Below are 21,262 nucleotides of genomic sequence, written 5' to 3' on the forward strand. Positions count from 1 at the left end.
GTGGGTCGCAACCTGACCCGCCCTCATTGTGGGCAAGGACGCTGCTACAGGTAAACGTTCACCTCAATTTGAGCATTGTCCATGAAAGGCCTGAAACCTCTGCCGCTGTCTGCTTTAATCGGATCCGCTGTACTGTTCAACGCACTGTTCGCCTCCTCTGCCATCGCCGGCCTGCTGGAAAAAGGTCGCGCGCAGGGTCTTACTGCGGGAATCGCCAACGAGCAGCCCTATGCCTACATCGACACCAGCGGTCAAACCGTCGGTGCCAACGTCGAGATTCTGCAGGCCATCCTCTCGCAACTGGGTATCAGCAAGGTTGAAACCCCGATCACCGAATTCGGCTCGTTGGTGCCTGGGCTGGTGGCTGGTCGTTTTGATCTGATCGGTGCCGGGCTGTTCATTAATCCGGCACGCTGCAAGGTGATCGGCTATTCCAATCCGGTGACCCGCTCCGGCGGCGCATTTATTGTCAAAGCGGGCAACCCGCTGCAGCTGCACAGCCTCAAGGACGTCGCGGCCAACGGTAAAGCGCGTCTGGCGACCCAGCCCGGCAGTAATCAGGTGCAGGAAGCCAAGGACAGCGGCATCGCCACCAGCAACGTCGTGTTGTTCGACAAGGACACCGAAGCGCTGGCCGCATTGCAGGCCGACCGCGTTGATGTGGTGTATTTCCCGGATGCGGAAATCATTGGTCTGCTCAAGAAAGCCAACGGCGCGACCATCGAACGTGCGCTGCCGTTCGATCAGATCCCGGATGCCGAAGGCAAACCGACCTGGAATTACCATGCCTACGGTCTGCCGAAGAACGATCCGGCGTTCACTGCCGCCTTCAACGAACAGCTGGCCAAACTGCGGGCTTCCGGCGAACTGCTGAAAATTCTGCAGAAGTACGGCTACACCGAGAACGAACTGCCAGCGGCTGATATCACTGCCGATCAGCGCTGCAACCGTTAAGCCCGCTCTGTTCGCAGCCCATTGAAACGGCCCTGCGACAGATGCCTCTCTGTGGGAGTGAATCTACCCGCGATGCGGTGGTGCTGACGGCGCAGCTTCGTCGCCAGCAGCAGCTTTCACGAATGAATTCGCCCCACAGTTTATCGTTCACATGCCCTATCCCGGGCACACGCCCTGCCCCGGCCCCAACCCACACGAGTACGGCCATGTTCATCGATCCGTCTGCCGTGGAAACGGCACGCTTCATCGCTCGCCAGCTAGCCAATGGTGCACTGGTGACCCTGCAGATCACCTTCTTCGCTCAACTGATCGTGGTACTGATGTCCTTCGTGATCGCGCTGATGCGACTGTCGCCCTGGCGATTATTGCGCTGGATCGCCACGGTCTACGTGGAAATCCTGCGCGGTATTTCCGCACTGGTGTTGCTGTTCTATCTGTTCTTCATTCTTCCGCTGTTCGGCATCAGCCTGTCGCCAATGACCACCGGTGTATTGGGTCTGGGGCTGACCTTTTCGGCCTATGGTTCGGAAATCGTGCGCTCGGCCCTGAGTAACGTCAGCCAAGGTCAGCGGGATGCGTTGCGTGCGCTGGACTTCGATTCGATCACCGCGTTTCGTCGCATCGTCCTGCCGCAGGCCCTGCCCTTCATGCTGCCGCCCATGGGCAATCAACTGGTCGAGTTACTCAAGACCACGTCGCTGGTGTCACTGATCACCTTGAGCGACCTGACCTTTTCCGGCGGACAGTTGATTACGACCCTGGGCCAGCAAACGCTGATCTGGAGCATCGTGCTGGTGTGCTATTTCGCCATGGCCTGGCCGTTGAGCTGGCTGGTCAAACGTTATGAGCGTCGCGTGACGTCATGGCGTCGTTCTGTTGCATCCCAGGGAGCGGCGACATGAACTTCGATTACGCGTTTGCCTGGTCGATTGTCCCGGAGTTGTTTCAGGGCCTGTTGGTGACCGTTCAAGTGGTCGTGCTGGGGTTTCTCCTGGCTGTGGTAGTCGGTCTGCTGCTGGCCATGGCCCAACGCTCGCACCTGGTCGTCCCCCGACGCCTGAGCAGCGGTTATCTGGGCTTCTTTCGCAATACGCCCCTGATGGTGCAGTTGTACGTGCTGTTCTTTGCCCTGCCGCTGGCCGGCATCACGTTGCCAGCGGTGTCCACTGGCGTGCTCGGCCTGGGCCTGTATTACGGGGCCTACATCGCTGAAGCCTTTGGCGGGGCAATCGCAGGTGTACCTGCCGGCCAATGGGAAGCGGCCCGGGCGCTGGATTTCGATTCAGCCACCACCTGGCGCCGCATCGTTCTGCCCCAAGCGCTGAAACCCATGCTGCCGGTGCTCGGCAACTACCTGATCGGCATGTTCAAGGAAACGCCTTTGCTGGCGGTCATCAGCATCCCCGAGCTGTTTCAGGCAGCCAAACAGATTGCGGGCATGACCTATCGCTACAACGAGCCTTATACGGTCATGGCCCTGATGTTTCTGGCGATCAGCGTGCCGACCTCACTCTTGTTCAAATATTTAGAAAGGCGCAGCCATGTCTGATCTTGCAAACGCCCAACCTCTGGCATCGCCCCAGATCCTGCTTAAAGGTGTCGTGAAGAACTTCGGCACCCACCGGGTAATCGATCATCTGGACTTGAGTATTGCTCAAGGGCAGAAAGTCGCTCTGATCGGGCCGAGCGGTTCGGGTAAATCTACCGTTTTGCGTTTGATCAAGGGCCTGGAAGCGTGGCAACAGGGAAGCATTGATGTAGCCGGTGCATCTGTGTCCTCTGAGCCCTCCGGCTGGCGTTGGCCGGGCTCGAAGAAGGCGCCTGTGGTGCATCGGGTCGGCATGGTGTTCCAGCAGTTCAACCTGTTCCCGCACCTGACCGTGGAGGAGAACATCACCGAAGCGCCGTTTCGGGTGCTTAAGCTCAGCCGCGAAGAGGCGCTGGCACGCGCCCATCAATACCTTGGGCTGGTGGGACTCAGCCATAAGGCCGACGCCTACCCTGCGCAACTGTCCGGCGGGCAACAGCAACGCGTGGCGATTGCTCGTGCGTTGGCGATGCGACCGCAAGTGATGCTGTTCGATGAAGTGACCTCGGCGCTGGACCCCGAGCTGGTGGGGGAAGTGCTCGCGGTGATTCGCGCCATCGCCCATGAGCAGCAGATGACCATGCTGCTGGTCACCCACGAGATGAAGTTCGCCCAGGACATTGCGGACCGGGTGCTGTTCATGGAAGCGGGGAAAATCGTCGCCGACGGCACACCGCAGCAGATCCTCGTCGACCCGGACAACGAGCGCACGCGGCGGTTTCTGAATCGGGTGGAACAGCGGTAACCGAGCGGGTTGGGGCATCGGTGATTGATCCAGCATCATCGTTGCCTGATGCTCAGCCTTCGTGAGCAAGCTCACTCCCACAGCAATTGCGTTAAGCCCAAAAGCTGCGAACGCTGTTTACCCTGTGGGAGCTGCTGGAGCGGGTATGACAGTGGCGAAGACGGAGGGTCAGGCAACACTGCGCTTACTGAAAGATCGCGTTCGCTGCCGTCGTAACCTGCGACTTCTCCCACGCGACTGCGTCAAGCCGGGAAGCTGCGAACACTGCATTCGCCCGAATGCAGCTTTACGGCTTCCACGCGCCGCCTTCGACAATCACTGCCGCAGGGTCGGTGCCGTCGGCCAGTTGGCTGCGTACGTATTGGTCGTACAGCTTGAGCAGGTATTTGTCCTTGCCCAGGTTGGCCAGTTCAGTGTTGACCCAGTCACGCAGTTCGACATTACCCTTCTTCACCGCCGGCGCGATCGGGGCTTCATCACCCAGCTTTTGCGCTAAAACGCGGTAGCCCGGGTTCTGCTTGGCCCAGCTGAACAGCACCAGGTTGTCTTGGGCATAGGCGTCGCCACGGCCGTTGGCCAGCGCCTGCAAGGATTCTGAGTTTTTCTCGAACTTGAGCAGTTTCCAATCCGGGTGGTTCTTGGTCAGCCAGATGTCGGCCGTGGTGCCGGTGGTCACGATGGTGGTCTTCCTGGCCAGATCATCGAGGCCCTTCACCTCGCTTTTTTCCGGCACCAGCGCCTGGACGGCGACACGCAGGTTGGGATTGGTGAAATCAACCACTTGGGCGCGTTCCGGCGTCACCGTCATGTTCGCCAGAATCAGGTCGACCTTGTCGCTCTGCAGGAACGGGATACGGCTGGCAGGTTCGACGACCACGAACTCGACCTTCTTCTCGTCGCCCAGCAAATCCTTGGCAAAACGGCGACCCAGGTCAGTGTCGAAACCAACGTAATCGCCCTTCTCGTTGACGAAGCCGAATGGCGGTTTGTCGCTGAAGACGCCGACGATCAATTTATCGCGGGCCTTGATCTTGTCCAGATAGCCTTCGGCATGGGCAGCGGCCCCGGCCAATAAACCGATAACCAGCAGGGGGAAAACGAGGGCAGTTTTAATGTTCACGATGCGTTCCTTTTAGGCATGTTTTCTACATAGGAGAATTTCTCCAGAAACTGCTGCGCGCGTGCGGTCTGCGGGGAGCTGAAGAAGATTTCGGGGTCGCCCTGCTCGACGATACGGCCGCCGTCCATGAACAGGATCCGGTCCGCCACCGCACGGGCAAAAGCCATTTCGTGGGTGACAATCAACAGGGTCATGCCGCTGCGTGCGAGGTCGAGGATCACCTCCAGCACTTCCTTGACCATCTCCGGGTCAAGGGCAGCGGTCACTTCATCGAACAGCATGACTTTGGGGTTCATGCACAGCGCGCGCACGATGGCGATGCGCTGTTGCTGACCACCGGACAGCTCGCGGGGAAAGGCATCGCGCTTGTCCAGCAAACCGATGCGCGCCAACAGGGATTCCGCCTGCTGACGGGCCTGAGCTTTGGGACGTTTTTGCACGCTAACCGGGCCCAGCAGAATGTTGTCGAGCACGCTCATGTGCGGGAACAGGTGGTAACTCTGGAAGACCATGCCGACCTGCTGGCGAACGACGCGCCAATCAGTGTTGGCCGCAAGCTCCCGACCCTCGAAGCGGTAGTGCCCGGCGTGGCCGGTTTCCAGCCCGTTGAGGCAGCGCAGCAATGTGCTCTTGCCGCAGCCGCTGGGGCCGAGAATGACCAACACTTCGCCCTCCCTGACCTTGAGGTCGACCTCGTGCAGCACCGGAACTTCGCCAAATCGTTTACTGAAACCGGACAGCTCTATCAATGCGCTCATGAGTGACTCCAGCGTCGCTCAAGCACACGGGAGGCGGCCGACAACGGGTAGCAGACGAGAAAGAAAAACAGGAACAGAAAGCCGTAGATCAGCACAGACTCATAGGTTCGTTCGATGATTTGCTGGCCGATCTTGATCACCTCGACCACGCCGATCAGCACCGCGAGCGAACTGGTTTTAATCAGCCGGGTGAACACGTTGATCATCGGCGGCGTCATGCGTTGCAGCGCCTGAGGCAACAGGACCCGGCCATACAGCCCCGGCAACCCCAGACCGATGGCAAGCCCCGCTTCGCGCTGACCGCGAGGGATGGAACGCAGCGCACCGCGCACCACTTCACCCACCTCGCTGATGCCCCACAGGGACAGCACCAGCACCGCGCACCAGAACCCGGGAATGCTCCAGCCGAAGAAGATCGGCAACCCGAAGAAGAACAGGTACAGCCAGACCAGCACCGGAATCGCCCGGAAGGCTTCCAGATAGATCAGCAATATCGTGTCCAGCCAGCCAATGCCCAGATTGCGCAGCACCCCGTACGCCAGGCCGCCGATGCTGCTGAAAACGATGGCAAGCAAGGAAATCCCCAGCGTGCGCCCCATACCCGTCAGCAATTGCGGCGCAGACACCCACAGCAACTCAAGACCCGAACTGGCCATGCTGGAGCCTCCTTTCGACAACCCGCAGCAACAGCGAAAGCGGGACGAACAGCAGCACGCAAAGCCCGGTCATGACTGCCAACATTTCGTAGGTTTTGTAGTACAGGGCGATGTAGCTCTTGGTGGTGTAGAGGATTTCCGGCACTGCGACGGCAGAGACCACGGTGGTCTCCTTGAGCAGGAACACGAAGTTGGCGAACAGCGCAGGCAGGCTGAGGATTCCTGCCTGAGGCAGGATCACGTAACGCAGCAACTGCCAGCGCGACAGCCCGATGGACAGCCCCGATTCGATCTGCGATTTGGGCACCGCAGCGACGCCCGCACGCAGGATCTCCGTCAGGTAAGCCCCGCCGAGAAAGGTCATGGCAATGATCGCCGAGGCGAACCCTGAAATCCGGATGCCGATGCCCGGCAGCGCGAAGTAGATGAAAAACAGCTGGATCAGCAGCGGCGTATTACGCGCCAGTTCGACGTAGACCCGCACCAGCCGCTGCAAAACGGGCACCTCGAACGCAGCGATGGCGGCGTTGATCACAGCCACGCAAAGCGATGTTGCAATGGCGATCAGGCCTACTTGCAGAGTGACACCCACAGCGACGAGAAACGCCGGCAATGTGGAAAGCGCAAAATCGACATCGAAGTTCATGTCGACGCGCGTCCTGGCAAATGGCCCTGTGGACGATGGGTTGTGAACACTGAAACTCCTGAACGATCGGGTGTGCTGCTCGTACATGAGCGCCACTGGCCACTTGAAGGTTCAGGAGCGATTGCAGGCTTTGTGCCACACCTCGACGTCAGCGTTTGCGCTGCCCAGCAGGCGAAAGCCTAGTCGTAACTGTTTGTTTTCAGGCGGTTTTGCAGGTCCGTTGTTGCTCCAGCAACAGCGATTCGGTCGGGCTCGGGCATCTCGGTTTTCAGCCACTCCAGAAAGGCCCGGGTCTCTGGAGTCTTCTCCCTTCCCGCTGCGCACAAGAAGTAGTAACCCGTCGTGGTCGCCAGTTCGTCCATCACCGGCTTTTGCAGTGCACCTGACTCCAGCTCATCGAAAATATGCGACGTTCGCGCCATGGCCACACCCAGGCCGCGAAGCGCCGCCTGCACGGCAACGCTGGTGTGCGGCACCGTCAGCGCGCAATCGAACGCCTCGCCGGACAGGCCATGCTTGTCCAGCCAATAATCCCACGACGGCGACGCCACCCGTTGACCACTGAGCGTGCTGCGTGAGCGCACGATCAGGGGATACTTCAGAATCTCGGCAGGCGTAGCAGCGACACCCAGGGCCTCGACCAGCGCAGGGCTACACACTGGAAAGATCCGCTCCTGCAGGATCAGTTCGGCATACAGGCCCGACCAACTGGCACCCTGCTCCGCGAGCCGGATCGCAACCTGGGCATTGGGATTGCCGAAGCGGGAAAACTCGTCGGTGTTGAGCTTGAGCCTGATGTCCGGTCGAGCGTGGTAAAACTTCGACAGACGTGGAATCAGCCAGGTCTGGGCAAACGAGTCATGCACAAATACCTCGAGTACCGAACCTTGATCCCGGCTGTGCTCGAAGCGATCGACCAGACGGCCCATGTCCTTGAGAAACACCCGCACCACCGGTAATAGTTCGGTGCCGTGGGGCGTGAGCTTCATGGTCCCTGCCGTGCGCTCGAAAAGCGCCACGCCCAACAATTCTTCCACTTGCCTGATCTGGTGACTGATCGCGCTCTGAGTGACATGCAGTTCGGTCGCCGCCTGAGAGAAATTCAGGTGCCTGACGCAGGCTTCGAATCCTCTCAGCGCAGCAACCGATGGAAATCGTTTAAACGCCATGCGGTGCTCTCTCAAACATGCTCATAGGGGATGAAATGCTTTCATTGGCGACTGTTTCAAAGGGTACGCCACAATGGCCGCAACTCCTTTGCGTTGCAAATCCATGACACCCTCCACGACCCTGAACAAAAAACTCGCTGCCCCTGACGCCACAGCGAAAAAGAAGACCCTGATCGCGGCCTGCACTGCACACGCCACCCATGATGGCCTGAGCGATCTGGTGTATGTCCTGCTGCCGGTCTGGCAGGAGATGTTCATGCTCAGCTATGTGTGGCTCAGCGTCCTGAGAAGCGCCTACGCCCTGACCCTTGCGGCGTTGCAAATCCCGGCGTCGAGCTTGTCCGGTCGCATGAAACCCGCTTATGTACTGTCGATTGCTACAGCCATGACCGGCCTCGGCTGGCTGGCAGCGGGGTTTACCGGCAGCGCACTGGCGTTGGGCGCTGCGCTTGTTTTCGCTGGCATGGGTGCCAGCGCCCAACACCCCATCGCCTCGGCCATGGTCTCGAGAGCCTATACCGGCAATGCCAAGCGTCCCTTGGGGGTGTACAACTTCGCCGGCGACATCGGCAAATCGCTGCTGCCGGCGAGCGCAGCGTTTCTTTTGACCTTTACCACCTTCCACGTCACCGCTACGGTATTCGCGATCGTCGGCCTGCTGGCTGCCGTACTGATCTGGGCATTGCTCAAAGATGTCCCGACCCACATCGAAACCGAGCCCAGGGCATCAGCTTCGCGCCCTGTAGAAACAGTCGTCAACGGCAGTTCCGGCGCGTTTCGCGTGCTGTTGTGTACCGCGGTGCTCGACAGCGCGGTGCGCATGGGCTTGCTCACGTTTCTGCCGTTCATCATCAAAGGCAACGGCGGCTCGCTGCCACAGGCAGGTCTGGCGTTGACGCTGGTGTTCATCGGAGGGGCCGTCGGCAAGTTCGCGTGTGGCTGGATGTCGGACAGATTTGGCACGCTCAACACCATCATCGTCACCGAACTGGCCACCGCCTTGCTGATCGCGGTGGTGCTGGTTTCGCCGTTGCCTGTCGGCTTGGCAGCGTTACCGTTCCTCGGGGCGGTGCTGAACGGGACATCGTCGGTGCTTTATGGCGCAGTAACCGATGTGGTTGAATCCACCCGCCTGGAAAAGGCGTTCTCGGTGTTTTACACCGGTACCATCGGGTCGGGTGCGCTGGCACCAGTGTTGTACGGGTTTGCGGGTGACCATGCCGGCGTAACGTCGGCCGCCATGATCGTGGTAGCCACGGCAGCGTTGTCGGTAGTACCTGTATGGCTCTACGCGCTACGCCATCCTGGTACGTTCAACGATTGATTCGAGGTTTGGCGGGCGCCTGCGCACCGCTTGCAGAGCGCCGAACAATCTTGATCGAGTACTTCAGATTCGGCTTGCGTGTGACGCTGATCGGTCGTTGGGTCACCGTATCGATGGTGATGTTCCAGAACCCGCTGTCAGGCGCCATGATCCTGGCCGGAAACCGGTCAAAGGCCCCGCCGTGATACGTGTGCCGTCCGCCATTCTTGAAACTGCGGAAATTCGCATCGCTCATCAGGCGGATATTGCAGGTGTTTGAAGATTCGATAACGACGATGTCACCCTCGTTGAGATGCTCGCGCTGATGGATGAACTTCATGGGTTCTCAAGGGCTGGACAGAAAAACGCGAGGATATCACGGCGCCGGACAGGCGATGGATCTGCAACCCGAGCATTGCAGATCAACACACAACCCGCAGGCTTAACATGAGGAAACAGCGCAACGGCGTAGCAGCATGATCTACCAACGCAGACCTTATCAACGTCTGATCGAACGCGAATCTGCACCCTCGTCCCGGACCATGAGCATGATCGCGTCGCGCTTCTCCAGTAGATGATGACGCAGGATACTGCTCAGCCGTTTGCCGTCGCGGGCTTCAAGCGCCTCGATCATCTGTTGGTGATCATGCAGTGCGCGTTCCCATTTGGGCGCCTGTTGGTTGGAAAGAAAACGTAGGGCCTGAATGCGTCGATTGAGCGTCAGATAGACCTGACGCAGAGCGGTATTGCGCGCCGCTTGGTTGATCAGCTCATGAATGGCGCGATTGCGCTGATAGTAGCCGGGTAGATCCTGTTGGTTCTTGCACACCACCATCGCGTAATGCAGGGCTTTGATCTCGTCGATTTCTTCGGCCGTAATGCGTTCGCATGCCAACTCCCCGGCGAATGCTTCCATACCGCTCATCAGTTCGAAGGTCTCGCGGATGTCCAGTTCCGACATACGCGCCACCGTGGCGCCGCGATTAGGGTTGATCTCGATCAGGCCCTCTACCGCCAGCACTTTGAGCGCCTCGCGCAGTGGCGTGCGTGAAATGCCGAGGGTTTCGCACAGCTCGCGCTCATTGAGCTTTATGCCAGGCGCCAGCACCCCTTCGGTAATGAAAGTGCGCAAGTGTTCGACCACCACGTCGTGCAGCCGCTGACGCTCGACCTTAAGCATTGGCGCGGCATTGCGCTGCTCAGGTTGCGCTACGAAATTTTGCATGCAAGATCCTCTAATACGGCAGCCAAATGCCAATTCCTTGTGCTTCAAATATTCACCTGATGCCGGATATTAGCCCAGTTCAGCCGTTTGACACGGTCGGACCGAGTGCTACTGTATTTTGCATTCAAAGTACAAAAACAATAAATGGAGACACCGAATGCTCAAGCTCGATTACCACCCGGCTGGCCGGCACTTCCTGCAGATCCCCGGCCCAAGCCCGGTCCCGGATCGTATTCTTCGCGCCATGAGCTACCCCACCATCGATCACCGTGGCCCTGAATTCGGTGAGCTGGGGCTCAAGGTTCTCTCAGGCATCCAGCAGATCTTCAAGACCCGACATCCAGTGATCATCTATCCGGCTTCCGGGACCGGAGCCTGGGAGGCGGCGCTGTGCAACACCCTGAGCGCCGGGGACGAGGTGCTGATGTTCGAGACCGGTCACTTCGCGACCCTCTGGCAGAAGATGGCGCAGAGCCTTGGCCTCAAGCCGCAGTTTATTGGCAAGCCAGGCATCGAAGGCTGGCGCGCAGGGATCGATGCCCAGATGATCGAGTCGCACCTGCGTAGCGACAGCGCCCACCGCATCAAGGCCGTGTGCGTGGTGCATAACGAGACCAGTACCGGCGTGACCTCGGATATCGCTGCGGTGCGCAAAGCGATCGATGCAGCGGGCCACCCTGCACTGCTGTTGGTGGATACCATTTCCGGGCTGGCGTCGGCTGACTATCGTCACGACGAGTGGGGCGTGGACGTTACTGTCTCCGGTTCGCAGAAAGGTCTGATGCTGCCTCCCGGGATCAGCTTCAACGCACTCTCGCCCAAGGCCATCGAGGCGAGTAAATCGGCCCGCCTGCCGCGCAGCTTCTGGGCCTGGGACGACATTATCGAAATGAACAAGACCGGCTACTGGCCCTATACCCCCAACACCAATCTGCTGTATGGCCTGTCCGAAGCGCTGGACATGATCCTGGACGAAGGTCTGGATAACGTGTTCAGTCGTCACAATCGTCTGGCTCGGGCCTGTCGCACGGCGGTCAATGCTTGGGGCCTGCCTATCCAGTGCGCCGACCCTGCGGTCTACAGCCCGGTGCTGACCGGGGTGATGATGCCTGAAGGCATCGATGCTGACGCCGTGCGCAAGACCATCTATGAACGCTTCGACATGTCGCTGGGCACAGGCCTGGGCAAGATGAAAGGGCGCATGTTCCGCATCGGCCATTTGGGCGACTGCAACGATCTGATGCTGATGGCGACCCTGACCGGCTGCGAAATGGGCCTGCAGATGGCCGGGATCAAATTGCAATCCAGCGGTGTTCTGGCGGCCATGGACTATCTGGGAAGCCAATCCGTACCCCTGCGCCGCGACTGATCCGAAAGGCACTGCGCCGCTGCAGTGCCTTGCAGCACACACGCACTATCCCGACTCAATCGCCAGCCCCGGCGTGAACAATAAGAAACTGGAGATAGAACATGAAGCGGTTACGTCTGCGCCCCCCTGCGGTGGTGCTCTTCATGCTGTGCGCCATGTATTTCATCACCTACCTGGATCGCGTCAACGTCAGCACTGCCGCAGTCGGTTTCGGTGCCGAATTCAACCTCAGCAAAACCCAGATCGGATTGGCATTTTCCGCCTTCGCCTATCCCTACCTGGTGTTCCAGATCATCGGGGGCTGGGTCAGCGACCGCTTTGGCGCCAAACGCACGCTGGTGTTCTGCGGCCTGATCTGGGCGGCAGCCACGGTATTGACCGGCCTTGCGGCAGGCTTCGCTTCCCTGCTCGTGGCCCGCGTGCTGCTGGGGCTGGGTGAGGGAGCGACCTTTCCTGCAGCGACCGCAGCGATGTCGCGCTGGGTCGCCAAGGATCAACGCGGTTTCGCCCAAGGCATTACCCACGCATTTGCGCGGCTGGGCAATGCCCTGGCTCCGGCGGCGATGATCGCAGTCATGGCGGCGTATGGCTGGCGGGAATCGTTCTATGTGTGCGCAGGGATCAGCTTCGTCTGGGTCATGTTGTGGATGCGGGTATTCAACGAACACCCGAAGGATCACCCACGCATCACCGCACGGGAGCTTAACGTGTTGCCGCCCCCCAAGCCCAAGAGCAGAACCGGCCTGTCCTGGGGGCGTCTGTTCAAGCGCATGGTCCCGGTCACCGTCGTGTACTTCTGCTACGGCTGGACCCTGTGGCTGTTGCTCAGTTGGGTCCCGATGTACTTCATGAACATGGGACTGGACCTGAAAAACACAGCCATTTTCTCCTCGACCGTATTCTTCGGCGGCGTGGTCGGTGACACCCTCGGAGGGGTGATCAGCGACCGGATCTATAAACGCACGGGCGACCTGAACAAGGCCCGCAGCCGCATGGTTGCCACATGCCTGGCGCTGACCCTGGTCGCGCTGGTGCCGTTGATGTTCACCCACGACATGTACGTGTCGCTCGGTTGCCTGGCAGTGGCGTTCTTCTTCTCGGAAATGACCATTGGGCCGATGTGGGCCATCCCCATGGACATCGCTGCGGACCACTGCGGCACCGCCAGCGGCATGATGAACACCGGGTCCGCGATGGCCGCCATCGTCAGCCCGGTGGTGGCTGGGCTGTTGATCGACCGGTTCGGTAACTGGCAGCTGCCGTTTCTGGTCAGCATCGTGCTGCTGGCGATCGGCGTGATGCTGTCGTTCCGCATGCGCCCACAGAACAAGTTCAACTGCGGCGACGCCGTCAGTACTCAGCTGCCTGAACCGCCTGTGGCCGTCGTTGCCATCAAGTAAACGAACCGTTGGCGCCGCAGCCGCTGGCACGCTGTGCGGCTACGCGCGTTACGCGTCCCCATCCCGCTTCCGAACCAGCCCCTCCAGTGTAAATCGCGCCTGGGTCAGCACCACGTCCCGCACCAGCTCCATTTCCTTTTGATCAATCGCGGTCCACCCCAGCGCCTCCAGCAGCTTGAGTTTCTGTACCCTGAACGCGAGGCCCTGGGTGAACAGTGCCATTGAGTGAATCACCGTGCGCTCGTCGTGGATCGCCAGTCCGGCCAGACGTGCGATCAGTTGGCGAACCACGTTGCCAATGCGTTTTTTGAATCGATCCTCGAAGGCGGTGGTGGCGCTTTCAGGACACAGGCCCGCCTGGTGCCGGTCGAGGAATGCGCGCCAGGCGGTGGTCTGCGGGCTGTCCTGGATGGTCGCGACCACCGCGCCCAGTATGCCCAATGAAGCCGTTATCAACGCCTGATCAACGCTATCGGCGTCGTCCAGGGCTTGCTCCGCCGCTTCCACGGCTTCGCCCATTTTCTGCCACAGCAATGCGATCAGGTGCTCGACGCACGCCAGATAGATGCCTTCCTTGCCGTCGAAGTAGTACTGCAACGCAGGTGAATTGACCCCGGCGGCGTTGGCGATGTCGCGGGTCGATGCGCCGTCGTAGCCTCGTTCGCCGAATACCGTTACGGCCGCTTCGATCAGTCGGGCGCGGGTTTCTTCACCGCGCTGATAACCACCTTCGGCGGCAGGTTTGTGTCGTGCCATGTGCAGCTCCCTTTTAGTACCCGGGCAAAAATATACCCGTTGACAAAAATTCGCCAAAAAAGGAATTTATTCCGCCTGATATAAATTTGGAGCGACCTGATGTCCGCTGCACACCCCTCCCCTCAGGTCCAGCCTGAAGAAACCGTTAACGGCCAGCGCGGCAAGGCTCGCCGGATATTGCTGATACTGGGCGTGGCTGCATTGCTGATTGGCCTGGGCTGGGGCATGTGGTGGTGGCTTACCGGCCGCTTCATCGAAACCACCGACGACGCTTATCTGCAGGCCGACAGCATCAGCGTCGCGCCGAAGATCAGCGGCTATGTCGGTGAGGTACTGGTGGCCGACAACCAGAGTGTCAAGCGTGGCGCCATTCTGGTTCGACTCGACGCCCGCAAATACCAGGCGGTCAGCGACGAAGCATCGGCGACCATCGCGGCGCGCAATGCTGATGTGTCCAAGGCCGAAGCCGACCTGGTGCAGCAGGATTCAACGATTGCCCAAGCGCGGGCGCAACTGCAAGGCGCACAAGCCGACGCCCGACACGCACAGGCTGAAGTGGCGCGCTATGCGCCGCTGGCTCGCTCTGGCGCCGAACCGGAAGAACGCCTGGCGCAACTGAACAACGAACTGGCTCAGGCCAGCAGCACCGTGGCGGCAAAACAGGCTGCCTTGCGCTCCAGCCAGACGCGTTACGGCACCTTGCAAGCGCAGCTCAAGCAAGCACAGGCGCAATTGGGCGTGGCGAAGGCCAGCGAGGCGCAGCGCCAGCTGGATGTCGACGATGCGGTGATCCGCAGCCCGCTCGATGGCCGTATCGCCGACCGTGGGGTGCGGGTAGGTCAGTACGTCCAGCCTGGCACCCGGCTATTGACCGTGGTGCCGGTGAGCGCGATTTATCTGACGGCCAATTACAAGGAAACCCAGATCGGCGACATGCGCGCTGGCCAGAAGGTGACCGTGCATGTCGATGCACTGCCGGGGCGCGACCTGCAGGGTCACGTCGACAGCTTGGCGCCTGGCACTGGTGCCCAGTTCGCCCTTCTTCCGCCATCCAATGCCACCGGCAACTTCACCAAGATCGTGCAACGCGTGCCGGTGCGCATCGCCCTGGACATCAACGACGACGTTCGTCAGGCGCTGGTTCCCGGCCTCTCTGCAACGGTGGACGTCGACGTGCGCAGCGGTGCGACGGATGCCAGCCATGGCTGAAGCGATGCTCAATGACGCACCCGCCGGCACGCCGCGCAATGCCTCGGTGACTGACTGGATCGCGGTCGCCGCAGGCTCATTGGGGGCCTTGCTGGCGACGCTGGATGTTTCGATTACCAACTCGGCGCTGCCGCAGATTCAGGGGCAAATCGGCGCGACGGGCACCGAGGGCACCTGGATCGCTACCGGTTACCTGATGTCGGAAATCGTCATGATCCCCCTCGCCGCCTGGCTAACCCGTGTGCTCGGCCTGCGCCGGTTTCTGATCGGCACCGCGCTGATGTTCACCTTTTTCTCACTGTTCTGCGGGTTATCGTCGAGCCTGGGGGCCATGATTGCCGGCCGCATCGGTCAGGGATTTGCCGGCGGCGCGATGATTCCCACCGCGCAGACCATCGTTCGCACACGGCTTCCTCCTCATCAGCTGGCGATCGGCACCACCCTCTTCGGCATGACGGCGATTCTGGGGCCACTGATGGGGCCGGTGGTCGGCGGCTGGCTAACGGAGAACATCAACTGGCGCTGGTGCTTCTTTTTGAACCTGCCGGTCAGCGTCGCACTGATCACCCTGCTGCTTACGGGGCTTGCCCCCGAGCGGATGAATCTTGAGCGTTTCATCAAGGCCGACTGGCTCGGGATTATCGGGTTGGCGATGGGACTCAGTTCGCTGACGGTAGTGCTCGAAGAAGGTCAGCGCGAACACTGGTTCGACTCGCTGCTGATCATCTGGCTAAGCATCGCCATGCTGATCGGCTTCTTTCTCATCGCGCTCGGTCAGGTCCGCTCAAGCACGCCCATCCTGCGCCTGCAACTGGTGCTCAACAGCAGTTTTGGCAGTGTCTTGCTGATTGCCACCGCAGTGGGTGCGGGACTGTACGGCACGGCCTATCTGGTGCCGCAGTTCCTGGGCATCCTCTCTGGCTACAACGCCGAACAGTCGGGTTCGATCATGTTGCTGTCGGGTATTCCGGCGTTTCTGTTGATGCCGATCCTGCCGAAAATGCTGAGCCGCATTGACCTGAGGCTGATGGTCGGCGTGGGACTGCTGCTATATTGGGCCAGCTGCGTGCTGGACACCGAACTGACCGCTCAGAGCGTGGGCCATGATTTCGTGGCGTCGCAGTTGTTGCGTGGCGTCGCACAGATTCTGGTGATGATGCCGCTGAGCCAATTGTCCATGCGCGCGGTTCAGACCAAAGATGCAGGGGATGCTTCCGGGCTATACAACATGTCTCGCAACCTGGGTGGCACGTTGGGCCTTGCGCTGCTCGGGGTGCTGATGGACCGGCGCAGCCACTTCCACGACGACGTATTGCGCGAAGGCATCCTGGCCAACAGTCAATTGGCACAGGATCACATGGCGAGCAGTACCGCGAGTTACCTGGCGCAGACTGGCGACCCCTCCACCGCGCAGTTGCAGGCCTTTACGCAACTGGCCAGCGATATTGCGCAGCAAGCCTCGGTGCTGGCCTACAACGACGCGTTCCATGTGCTGGGACTGGCCATGCTGGTGTGCCTTCCCCTGATCTTCATCCTGAAAACGCGCGCAGCGCAGGCAGGCTCACGAAAATGATTGCTCGCTCATTCCCGCTCTTTCTGCTGACCGCCGCTTTGCTATCGGCCTGTACCCTCGGCCCGGATTACCGGGGTGCACCCGACGTCGCGCCAACGACCCTGGCTGCCGGGCGTTTGCCCCATGCCGACGAGGCCGCGTCGAAGGCACCGGCAGTCGCGCAATGGTGGCAGTCGCTGGACGACGTGCAGCTCAACGAACTGGTCAGCCAGGCGATGCGCAACAGTCCGGATATCGCCACCGCGCAAGCACGGCTGAGGCAGTCGCGGACCAGTCTGAACAGCGCCAACGCCGACCTGATGCCCAAGATCAGCGGCGATTCAGCCATGCTCAAGCTTCGCTCCCCCGACACTTCTGCACTTGGCGGAAGCGGCGGCGGCCGTGGTCCATTGACGCTGTATCTGGCAGGCTTCGATGCCAGCTGGGAGGCCGATCTGTTCGGCGGCAACCGGCGCGCCATCGAAGCGGCGCAGGCAGAGGCGCAATCCTCTCAAGCCCGCTTGGCGGACGCGCAGGTTCAGCTGGCCGCCGAGGTGGTGCAGACCTATGCCGACCTGCGCGATCAGCAGGCGCGGCTGGCGCTGGTGGAGGCCAGTGTCGATATCGAAGAGCAGGCACTGGACCTTACTCAGCAACGTCGCAGTCGCGGCGTGGCCTCACAATTGCAGTTGGAGCAGGTGCTGACCCAGGCGGAAAACACCAGCGCCCAGCGCTTGCCGCTGCAAGCCTCCATTGTCGAATCGATGGACCAACTCGGGCTGCTGTGCGGTCTGGAGCCCGGCGAACTGGATGCCCGCCTGGAAACAGCGCGTCCCCTGCCGTCGATCCCTGCGCAGGTGCCGTTCGCCAACCCAACGGCGATTCTCAAGGCGCGCCCTGACATCCGCGTGGCCGAGCGCGCCCTGGCTTCCAGCAATGCGCAGATCGGTGAAAAGGAAGCCGACTGGTTCCCCAAACTCAGCCTCATGGGTGATTTGTCGTTTTCCGCTGGCGACCCGGGCCACCTTGCACGCAAAGATAACGGCACCTGGCTGCTGCTGCCGCGGCTGACCTGGAACATCCTGGATTTCGGGCGTGTAGCGGCCAGCGTCGAGGGCGCCGAGGCCGGACGAGACGAAGCATTGGCGCAGTACAAGAGTGTGGTCTTGAGTGCACTGCGCGATGCCGACGTCGCCCTTGCCCGCTATGGCCATCAGCGGCAAAACGTCGTGCTGCTGCGCAATGTCGAGGCGTCAGCAGTACGCGCCGCCGATCTGACCCGGCAACGCTATCGCGCGGGCACTGCCAGCACCCTGGACTGGCTGGACGCCGAACGCACCCGATATCAGGCGCAGGAAAGCCGGATTTCAGGCGATGCAGCGCTGCTCAAGGACTTCGCCTCACTGCACAAATCGCTGGGGCTGGGCTGGACGTTGTGACACTGCTCCTTGATTGCGCGCAAACAGAAGGCTGGCCCGAGCACCAAGTGGGAGATCCCAGCACTCCCTGAAGTTGTGAAACCTGTGGGAGGCATTCATTCGCGAAGCGGGGGTTCAACCGGTAAATATGCGTAAAAGTGCTGGTCTCTGGCGAGCCCAGCACTTGAGCCCCTTAACGCCGGTCCAGCCAGACCGTTTGTGCATTACAGAATTCGCGAATGCCGAAATGCGACAGTTCCCGACCGAAGCCACTCTTTTTCACCCCACCAATCGGCACACGTGCATCAGATGCGGTGTAGCCATTGATAAAGACTCCACCGGTCTCAAGCCGCGCCGCGACGTGACGGGCTTTTTCCACATCCGCGCTCCACACACTGCCCGCCAGACCAAACTCGCTGTCGTTGGCCAGTTCCACAGCATGTTCGGCGTTACGGGCGGCAATCAGGGAAGCCACCGGGCCAAACAGCTCTTCCTTGAACGACGTCATGCCCGGGCGCACATCGGCAAGAATCGTCGGCGCGTAGTAATTGCCCTCACCTTCAATTTTTTCGCCGCCGTACAACAAGGTCGCGCCTTCGCTGAGGGTTTTGCTGACCTGTTCGTGCAGCTCGTCACGTAGGTCGTAACGGGCCATCGGGCCGAGGTAATTTTCCTCGACGAGCGGATCGCCAATCTTGAGGGCCTTGACCGCCGCCACGAATTTCTCGGTGAACGCCGGCAGCACACTCTCTTCCACGATGATGCGCTTGGCCGCTACGCAGATCTGCCCGCTGTTCTGATAACGACCGACCGTGGCCGCTTTTACTGCTTCATCCAGATCAGCGTCAGCCAGGACGATGAATGGATCGGAGCCACCCAGCTCCAGTACGCATTTCTTCAAGGCTGCCCCCGCCTGAGCGGCGATGGCAGAACCGGCGCGCACACTGCCGGTGACTGCAACGGCGGCGATTCTTGGATCGGCGATGGCGCTGGAAACACCTTCGTTGCCCACGTTGATGACTTCGAACACGCCCTCCGGTAAGCCGGCTTCAGCCCAGGCATCGCGCAGCAGATAAGCGCTGCCCATCACATTAGGTGCGTGTTTGAGCACATAGGTGTTACCGGCGAGAATCATCGGGATCGCGCCGCGCATTACCTGCCAGATCGGAAAGTTCCACGGCATCACTGCCAGGATAGGCCCCAGTGGCAGGAAATCGATCCAGGCCTTGTCGTTCTCCACCGAAGTCTTTTCCGAAGCGAGCATGGCCGGCCCGTTCTCGGCGTACCACTCACAGGTCGCCGCGGTCTTTTCCACTTCCCCACGGGACTGGGCAATCGGCTTGCCCATCTCGGCGGTCATCATCTGTGCCAGCGATTCAGCATTTTTACGCAGCGTTTTCGCAACCCTGCGCAGTTGTTCGGCACGCACGCTGACAGGCTCTTTGCGCCAAACGTTGAAACCTGCAGCAGCACGGCTCAGCGACTGTTCCAGATCGGCGGCTTGCTCGAAAGGATATTGCGCAAACACCTTGCCGGTTGCAGGGTTAAGCGAGATGGCATGAGTAGGAGATGCGTGTGGTGACATGACGAAATGCCCTCGAAAGTGATTGACCCTCACCACCGGGCGGAGACCCGTTGCTGAAGTGATGTGTCCACGATAGGCTTTCTCCCGACTTTTCGATAATGAATAATTATCAACAATACATTCTCTATTCGTGAAAGACAGAGGCAAACCATGGACCTCACTCAACTTGAACTGTTTAGGGCCGTTGCCGAAGAAGGCAGCATCACCGCCGCCGCCCAGCGCCTGCATCGCGTGCCGTCGAACCTCACCACGCGGATCAAGCAGCTGGAGCAGGAATTGGGCGTCGATCTGTTCATCCGCGAAAAACTGCGTCTGCGCCTGTCGCCTACCGGCTGGACCTTCCTTGAGTACGCCCGACGCATTCTGGAACTGGTGGAGGAAGCCCGGCAGGCCACCTCCGGTTCCGAGCCACAGGGCGTGTTTTCCCTGGGTTCGATGGAAAGCACGGCAGCGGTGCGCATCCCTTCCCTGCTCGCCGAATTTCATCAGCGTTATCCCAAGGTCGAGTTGGACCTGTCGACCGGACCTTCCGGTGATATGATCGACGGCGTGCTCGCGGGACGGCTCAGCGCTGCGTTTGTCGATGGCCCGCTGCGCCATCCGGAGCTTGAGGGCATCGAACTGTTTGAAGAGGAAATGCTGCTGATCACCGCCGCCAGCCATGAGCCGGTGACCCGGGCCCAGGAAGTGAGCAGCAAGACGGTGTACGCCTTTCGTCAGAACTGCTCGTACAGGAAGCATTTCGAAGCCTGGTTCAAGGCCGACATGGCCACGCCCGGCAAGATTTTCGAAATGGAGTCGTACCATGGCATGCTCGCCTGCGTCACCGCAGGCGCCGGTGTGGCGATGGTGCCGCGCAGCATGCTTGAAAGCATGCCGGGCAGCCGGAATGTGCACGCCTATCCGCTGAGCGAAGACTTTCGCTACCTGAACATTTGGCTGACCTGGCGGCGCGGCGTGCGCTCACCGGCCCTCCATGCGTTCATCGATCTGGTGCAGACGGCGGCCAAGCGTGACGTCGCGCCACGCCTGACAGGGTCAGCGGTTTAGCGCTTTTTGTAGCGCAGCCAGACCGCACCGTCTTCCTGTACCTCGGCCGAGGACAGCGTCAGGTGGGCGGGTTGCTTCCAGGCCTGTGCCGGGACTTCAAAGGACGCTGGATGCTCGCCCCGCCCATCGATCAGCGGCAGGATCAGCACACTGACTTCGTCCACCAGGCCGGCGTTGACGAACGAACCACTGACATGAGGACCGCCTTCGACAATCAGTCGCTTGCAGCCCAATTCCTTGCCCAGGATATCGACCACTTGCTTGAGATCGATATCGGTTTTACCGGCGAAGATGTAAGAGACACCGACCGACTGCAGATAAGCGAGGTAATCGTCTGAAACACCCTCGGTCAGTACCTCGACCACATGGGAGTCCAACGCCTGGTTTTTCTTCCAGCCGACCTTGCCCTGTGGATCGATGGAAACCGCGTAGCTCTTGGCATTACGCTCGACGAAGTGATGGGTTCGCGCGATGGGCGTTTTAGCTAGACCTTTGGGATAACCCTCGTCGTGAGCGATTTCCTGCATGGTCACCCGGCCACAGATCCACGCATCGAACTCGAAAGTCTGGGCCAGCTTCTCGTAAAGATCCCCGGCGGCTTTTTTGAACGGGCGATCCCAGCCGTCAGTAAGGGCGTGGCCGTCCAGTGACGACATCATGTGGCAAATGACATAAGGCTGCATGCTTGACTCCAAAGATGGATGAGCGATGTAGAACCGACCGGACCTGAGCGTCTATAGTTCAGCGCTTTTCGACAGC

General features: G+C 60.3%; 21 protein-coding genes. 11 read left to right on the forward strand and 10 right to left on the reverse strand.

Annotated elements, in window-relative coordinates; translation table 11 throughout:
* Positions 1 to 81: 81 nt before the first annotated feature.
* From ehuB to EC915_RS04325, 4 genes are all read left to right on the forward strand, one after another.
* Positions 82 to 954, forward strand: a complete 873-nt coding sequence (gene ehuB, locus EC915_RS04310) for an ectoine/hydroxyectoine ABC transporter substrate-binding protein EhuB (RefSeq protein WP_133749261.1) — start codon at positions 82 to 84, stop codon at positions 952 to 954.
* 206 nt (positions 955 to 1,160) lie between these two features.
* Entirely contained in the window at positions 1,161 to 1,856 is a 696-nt protein-coding gene (gene ehuC, locus EC915_RS04315; RefSeq protein ID WP_133749262.1) for an ectoine/hydroxyectoine ABC transporter permease subunit EhuC, read from the forward strand.
* On the forward strand, positions 1,853 to 2,503 hold the full coding sequence (gene ehuD, locus EC915_RS04320; RefSeq protein WP_133749263.1) for an ectoine/hydroxyectoine ABC transporter permease subunit EhuD: 651 nt from the start codon (positions 1,853 to 1,855) through the stop codon (positions 2,501 to 2,503). Before ehuC ends, ehuD begins: the two co-directional genes overlap by 4 nt.
* Entirely contained in the window at positions 2,496 to 3,287 is a 792-nt protein-coding gene (locus EC915_RS04325) for an amino acid ABC transporter ATP-binding protein (RefSeq protein ID WP_133749264.1), read from the forward strand. Before ehuD ends, EC915_RS04325 begins: the two co-directional genes overlap by 8 nt.
* 286 nt (positions 3,288 to 3,573) lie before the next feature.
* On the opposite strand, the gene EC915_RS04330 is transcribed toward EC915_RS04325, so the two are convergent.
* From EC915_RS04330 to EC915_RS04350, 5 genes are all read right to left on the reverse strand, one after another.
* Positions 3,574 to 4,407, reverse strand: coding sequence for a transporter substrate-binding domain-containing protein (locus tag EC915_RS04330; RefSeq protein ID WP_133749265.1), 834 nt, complete (start codon positions 4,405 to 4,407; stop codon positions 3,574 to 3,576).
* Positions 4,404 to 5,165 carry an amino acid ABC transporter ATP-binding protein gene (locus EC915_RS04335; protein ID WP_133749266.1) on the reverse strand — a complete coding sequence of 254 codons (762 nt, stop codon included), beginning with the start codon at positions 5,163 to 5,165 and terminating at the stop codon, positions 4,404 to 4,406. The genes EC915_RS04330 and EC915_RS04335 overlap by 4 nt, the downstream gene beginning before the upstream one ends.
* A complete protein-coding gene (locus tag EC915_RS04340; protein WP_133749267.1) occupies positions 5,162 to 5,821 on the reverse strand; it encodes an amino acid ABC transporter permease in 660 nt (219 codons plus the stop codon). The genes EC915_RS04335 and EC915_RS04340 overlap by 4 nt, the downstream gene beginning before the upstream one ends.
* Entirely contained in the window at positions 5,802 to 6,467 is a 666-nt protein-coding gene (locus tag EC915_RS04345) for an amino acid ABC transporter permease (protein ID WP_133749268.1), read from the reverse strand. Before EC915_RS04345 ends, EC915_RS04340 begins: the two co-directional genes overlap by 20 nt.
* Before the next feature lie 179 nt (positions 6,468 to 6,646).
* Entirely contained in the window at positions 6,647 to 7,636 is a 990-nt protein-coding gene (locus EC915_RS04350) for a LysR substrate-binding domain-containing protein (protein ID WP_133749269.1), read from the reverse strand.
* A 73-nt stretch (positions 7,637 to 7,709) separates the two neighbouring features.
* Here EC915_RS04350 and EC915_RS04355 point away from each other — a divergent pair, with 73 nt between their 5' ends.
* Positions 7,710 to 8,960, forward strand: a complete 1,251-nt coding sequence (locus EC915_RS04355; protein WP_133749270.1) for an MFS transporter — start codon at positions 7,710 to 7,712, stop codon at positions 8,958 to 8,960.
* On the opposite strand, the gene EC915_RS04360 is transcribed toward EC915_RS04355, so the two are convergent.
* Positions 8,950 to 9,279, reverse strand: coding sequence for a DUF1883 domain-containing protein (locus tag EC915_RS04360; RefSeq protein WP_133749271.1), 330 nt, complete (start codon positions 9,277 to 9,279; stop codon positions 8,950 to 8,952). The genes EC915_RS04355 and EC915_RS04360 overlap by 11 nt on opposite strands.
* Positions 9,280 to 9,438: 159 nt before the next feature.
* Positions 9,439 to 10,164, reverse strand: a complete 726-nt coding sequence (locus tag EC915_RS04365) for a GntR family transcriptional regulator (protein ID WP_133749272.1) — start codon at positions 10,162 to 10,164, stop codon at positions 9,439 to 9,441.
* Between the two features lie 157 nt (positions 10,165 to 10,321).
* On the opposite strand from EC915_RS04365, the gene EC915_RS04370 reads away from it, so the two are divergent.
* Both EC915_RS04370 and EC915_RS04375 read left to right on the forward strand, forming a co-directional pair.
* Positions 10,322 to 11,533, forward strand: a complete 1,212-nt coding sequence (locus tag EC915_RS04370) for an alanine--glyoxylate aminotransferase family protein (RefSeq protein ID WP_133749273.1) — start codon at positions 10,322 to 10,324, stop codon at positions 11,531 to 11,533.
* 101 nt (positions 11,534 to 11,634) lie between these two features.
* A complete protein-coding gene (locus EC915_RS04375; protein WP_133749274.1) occupies positions 11,635 to 12,933 on the forward strand; it encodes an MFS transporter in 1,299 nt (432 codons plus the stop codon).
* 48 nt (positions 12,934 to 12,981) lie between these two features.
* On the opposite strand, the gene EC915_RS04380 is transcribed toward EC915_RS04375, so the two are convergent.
* Positions 12,982 to 13,689 carry a CerR family C-terminal domain-containing protein gene (locus EC915_RS04380; RefSeq protein WP_133749275.1) on the reverse strand — a complete coding sequence of 236 codons (708 nt, stop codon included), beginning with the start codon at positions 13,687 to 13,689 and terminating at the stop codon, positions 12,982 to 12,984.
* Between the two features lie 99 nt (positions 13,690 to 13,788).
* Here EC915_RS04380 and EC915_RS04385 point away from each other — a divergent pair, with 99 nt between their 5' ends.
* The 3 genes from EC915_RS04385 to EC915_RS04395 are packed head-to-tail and all read left to right on the forward strand — an operon-like array spanning position 13,789 to position 17,889.
* On the forward strand, positions 13,789 to 14,898 hold the full coding sequence (locus EC915_RS04385) for an HlyD family secretion protein (protein ID WP_133749276.1): 1,110 nt from the start codon (positions 13,789 to 13,791) through the stop codon (positions 14,896 to 14,898).
* Complete coding sequence (locus EC915_RS04390; protein ID WP_133749277.1) at positions 14,891 to 16,471, forward strand: DHA2 family efflux MFS transporter permease subunit; 1,581 nt, start codon at positions 14,891 to 14,893, stop codon at positions 16,469 to 16,471. Before EC915_RS04385 ends, EC915_RS04390 begins: the two co-directional genes overlap by 8 nt.
* On the forward strand, positions 16,468 to 17,889 hold the full coding sequence (locus tag EC915_RS04395; RefSeq protein WP_133749278.1) for an efflux transporter outer membrane subunit: 1,422 nt from the start codon (positions 16,468 to 16,470) through the stop codon (positions 17,887 to 17,889). Before EC915_RS04390 ends, EC915_RS04395 begins: the two co-directional genes overlap by 4 nt.
* 172 nt (positions 17,890 to 18,061) lie before the next feature.
* On the opposite strand, the gene EC915_RS04400 is transcribed toward EC915_RS04395, so the two are convergent.
* Positions 18,062 to 19,453: an aldehyde dehydrogenase family protein gene (locus tag EC915_RS04400; RefSeq protein ID WP_133749279.1), complete on the reverse strand. Its 1,392-nt coding sequence runs from the start codon at positions 19,451 to 19,453 to the stop codon at positions 18,062 to 18,064.
* Positions 19,454 to 19,603: 150 nt separating this feature from the next.
* Here EC915_RS04400 and EC915_RS04405 point away from each other — a divergent pair, with 150 nt between their 5' ends.
* Positions 19,604 to 20,503 (forward strand): LysR family transcriptional regulator, encoded by a 900-nt coding sequence (locus tag EC915_RS04405; RefSeq protein ID WP_133749280.1) that lies wholly within the window; start codon positions 19,604 to 19,606, stop codon positions 20,501 to 20,503.
* On the opposite strand, the gene EC915_RS04410 is transcribed toward EC915_RS04405, so the two are convergent.
* Entirely contained in the window at positions 20,500 to 21,186 is a 687-nt protein-coding gene (locus EC915_RS04410; protein ID WP_133749281.1) for a dihydrofolate reductase family protein, read from the reverse strand. The genes EC915_RS04405 and EC915_RS04410 overlap by 4 nt on opposite strands.
* Positions 21,187 to 21,262: the final 76 nt, after the last annotated feature.

The sequence above is a fragment of the Pseudomonas sp. LP_7_YM genome (genome assembly GCF_004364435.1).
Taxonomy (GTDB): domain Bacteria; phylum Pseudomonadota; class Gammaproteobacteria; order Pseudomonadales; family Pseudomonadaceae; genus Aquipseudomonas.

What these genes read in the sequence shown, in the direction of transcription:
- ehuB (WP_133749261.1), top strand. Translation starts at nt 82, where the DNA reads ATGAAAGGCCTGAAACCTCTGCCGCTGTCTGCTTTAATCGGATCCGCT.
- ehuC (WP_133749262.1), top strand. Translation starts at nt 1,161, where the DNA reads ATGTTCATCGATCCGTCTGCCGTGGAAACGGCACGCTTCATCGCTCGC.
- ehuD (WP_133749263.1), top strand. Translation starts at nt 1,853, where the DNA reads ATGAACTTCGATTACGCGTTTGCCTGGTCGATTGTCCCGGAGTTGTTT.
- EC915_RS04325 (WP_133749264.1), top strand. Translation starts at nt 2,496, where the DNA reads ATGTCTGATCTTGCAAACGCCCAACCTCTGGCATCGCCCCAGATCCTG.
- EC915_RS04335 (WP_133749266.1), bottom strand. Translation starts at nt 5,165, where the DNA reads ATGAGCGCATTGATAGAGCTGTCCGGTTTCAGTAAACGATTTGGCGAA.
- EC915_RS04340 (WP_133749267.1), bottom strand. Translation starts at nt 5,821, where the DNA reads ATGGCCAGTTCGGGTCTTGAGTTGCTGTGGGTGTCTGCGCCGCAATTG.
- EC915_RS04345 (WP_133749268.1), bottom strand. Translation starts at nt 6,467, where the DNA reads ATGAACTTCGATGTCGATTTTGCGCTTTCCACATTGCCGGCGTTTCTC.
- EC915_RS04350 (WP_133749269.1), bottom strand. Translation starts at nt 7,636, where the DNA reads ATGGCGTTTAAACGATTTCCATCGGTTGCTGCGCTGAGAGGATTCGAA.
- EC915_RS04355 (WP_133749270.1), top strand. Translation starts at nt 7,710, where the DNA reads ATGGCCGCAACTCCTTTGCGTTGCAAATCCATGACACCCTCCACGACC.
- EC915_RS04360 (WP_133749271.1), bottom strand. Translation starts at nt 9,279, where the DNA reads ATGAAGTTCATCCATCAGCGCGAGCATCTCAACGAGGGTGACATCGTC.
- EC915_RS04365 (WP_133749272.1), bottom strand. Translation starts at nt 10,164, where the DNA reads ATGCAAAATTTCGTAGCGCAACCTGAGCAGCGCAATGCCGCGCCAATG.
- EC915_RS04370 (WP_133749273.1), top strand. Translation starts at nt 10,322, where the DNA reads ATGCTCAAGCTCGATTACCACCCGGCTGGCCGGCACTTCCTGCAGATC.
- EC915_RS04375 (WP_133749274.1), top strand. Translation starts at nt 11,635, where the DNA reads ATGAAGCGGTTACGTCTGCGCCCCCCTGCGGTGGTGCTCTTCATGCTG.
- EC915_RS04380 (WP_133749275.1), bottom strand. Translation starts at nt 13,689, where the DNA reads ATGGCACGACACAAACCTGCCGCCGAAGGTGGTTATCAGCGCGGTGAA.
- EC915_RS04385 (WP_133749276.1), top strand. Translation starts at nt 13,789, where the DNA reads ATGTCCGCTGCACACCCCTCCCCTCAGGTCCAGCCTGAAGAAACCGTT.
- EC915_RS04390 (WP_133749277.1), top strand. Translation starts at nt 14,891, where the DNA reads ATGGCTGAAGCGATGCTCAATGACGCACCCGCCGGCACGCCGCGCAAT.
- EC915_RS04395 (WP_133749278.1), top strand. Translation starts at nt 16,468, where the DNA reads ATGATTGCTCGCTCATTCCCGCTCTTTCTGCTGACCGCCGCTTTGCTA.
- EC915_RS04400 (WP_133749279.1), bottom strand. Translation starts at nt 19,453, where the DNA reads ATGTCACCACACGCATCTCCTACTCATGCCATCTCGCTTAACCCTGCA.
- EC915_RS04405 (WP_133749280.1), top strand. Translation starts at nt 19,604, where the DNA reads ATGGACCTCACTCAACTTGAACTGTTTAGGGCCGTTGCCGAAGAAGGC.
- EC915_RS04410 (WP_133749281.1), bottom strand. Translation starts at nt 21,186, where the DNA reads ATGCAGCCTTATGTCATTTGCCACATGATGTCGTCACTGGACGGCCAC.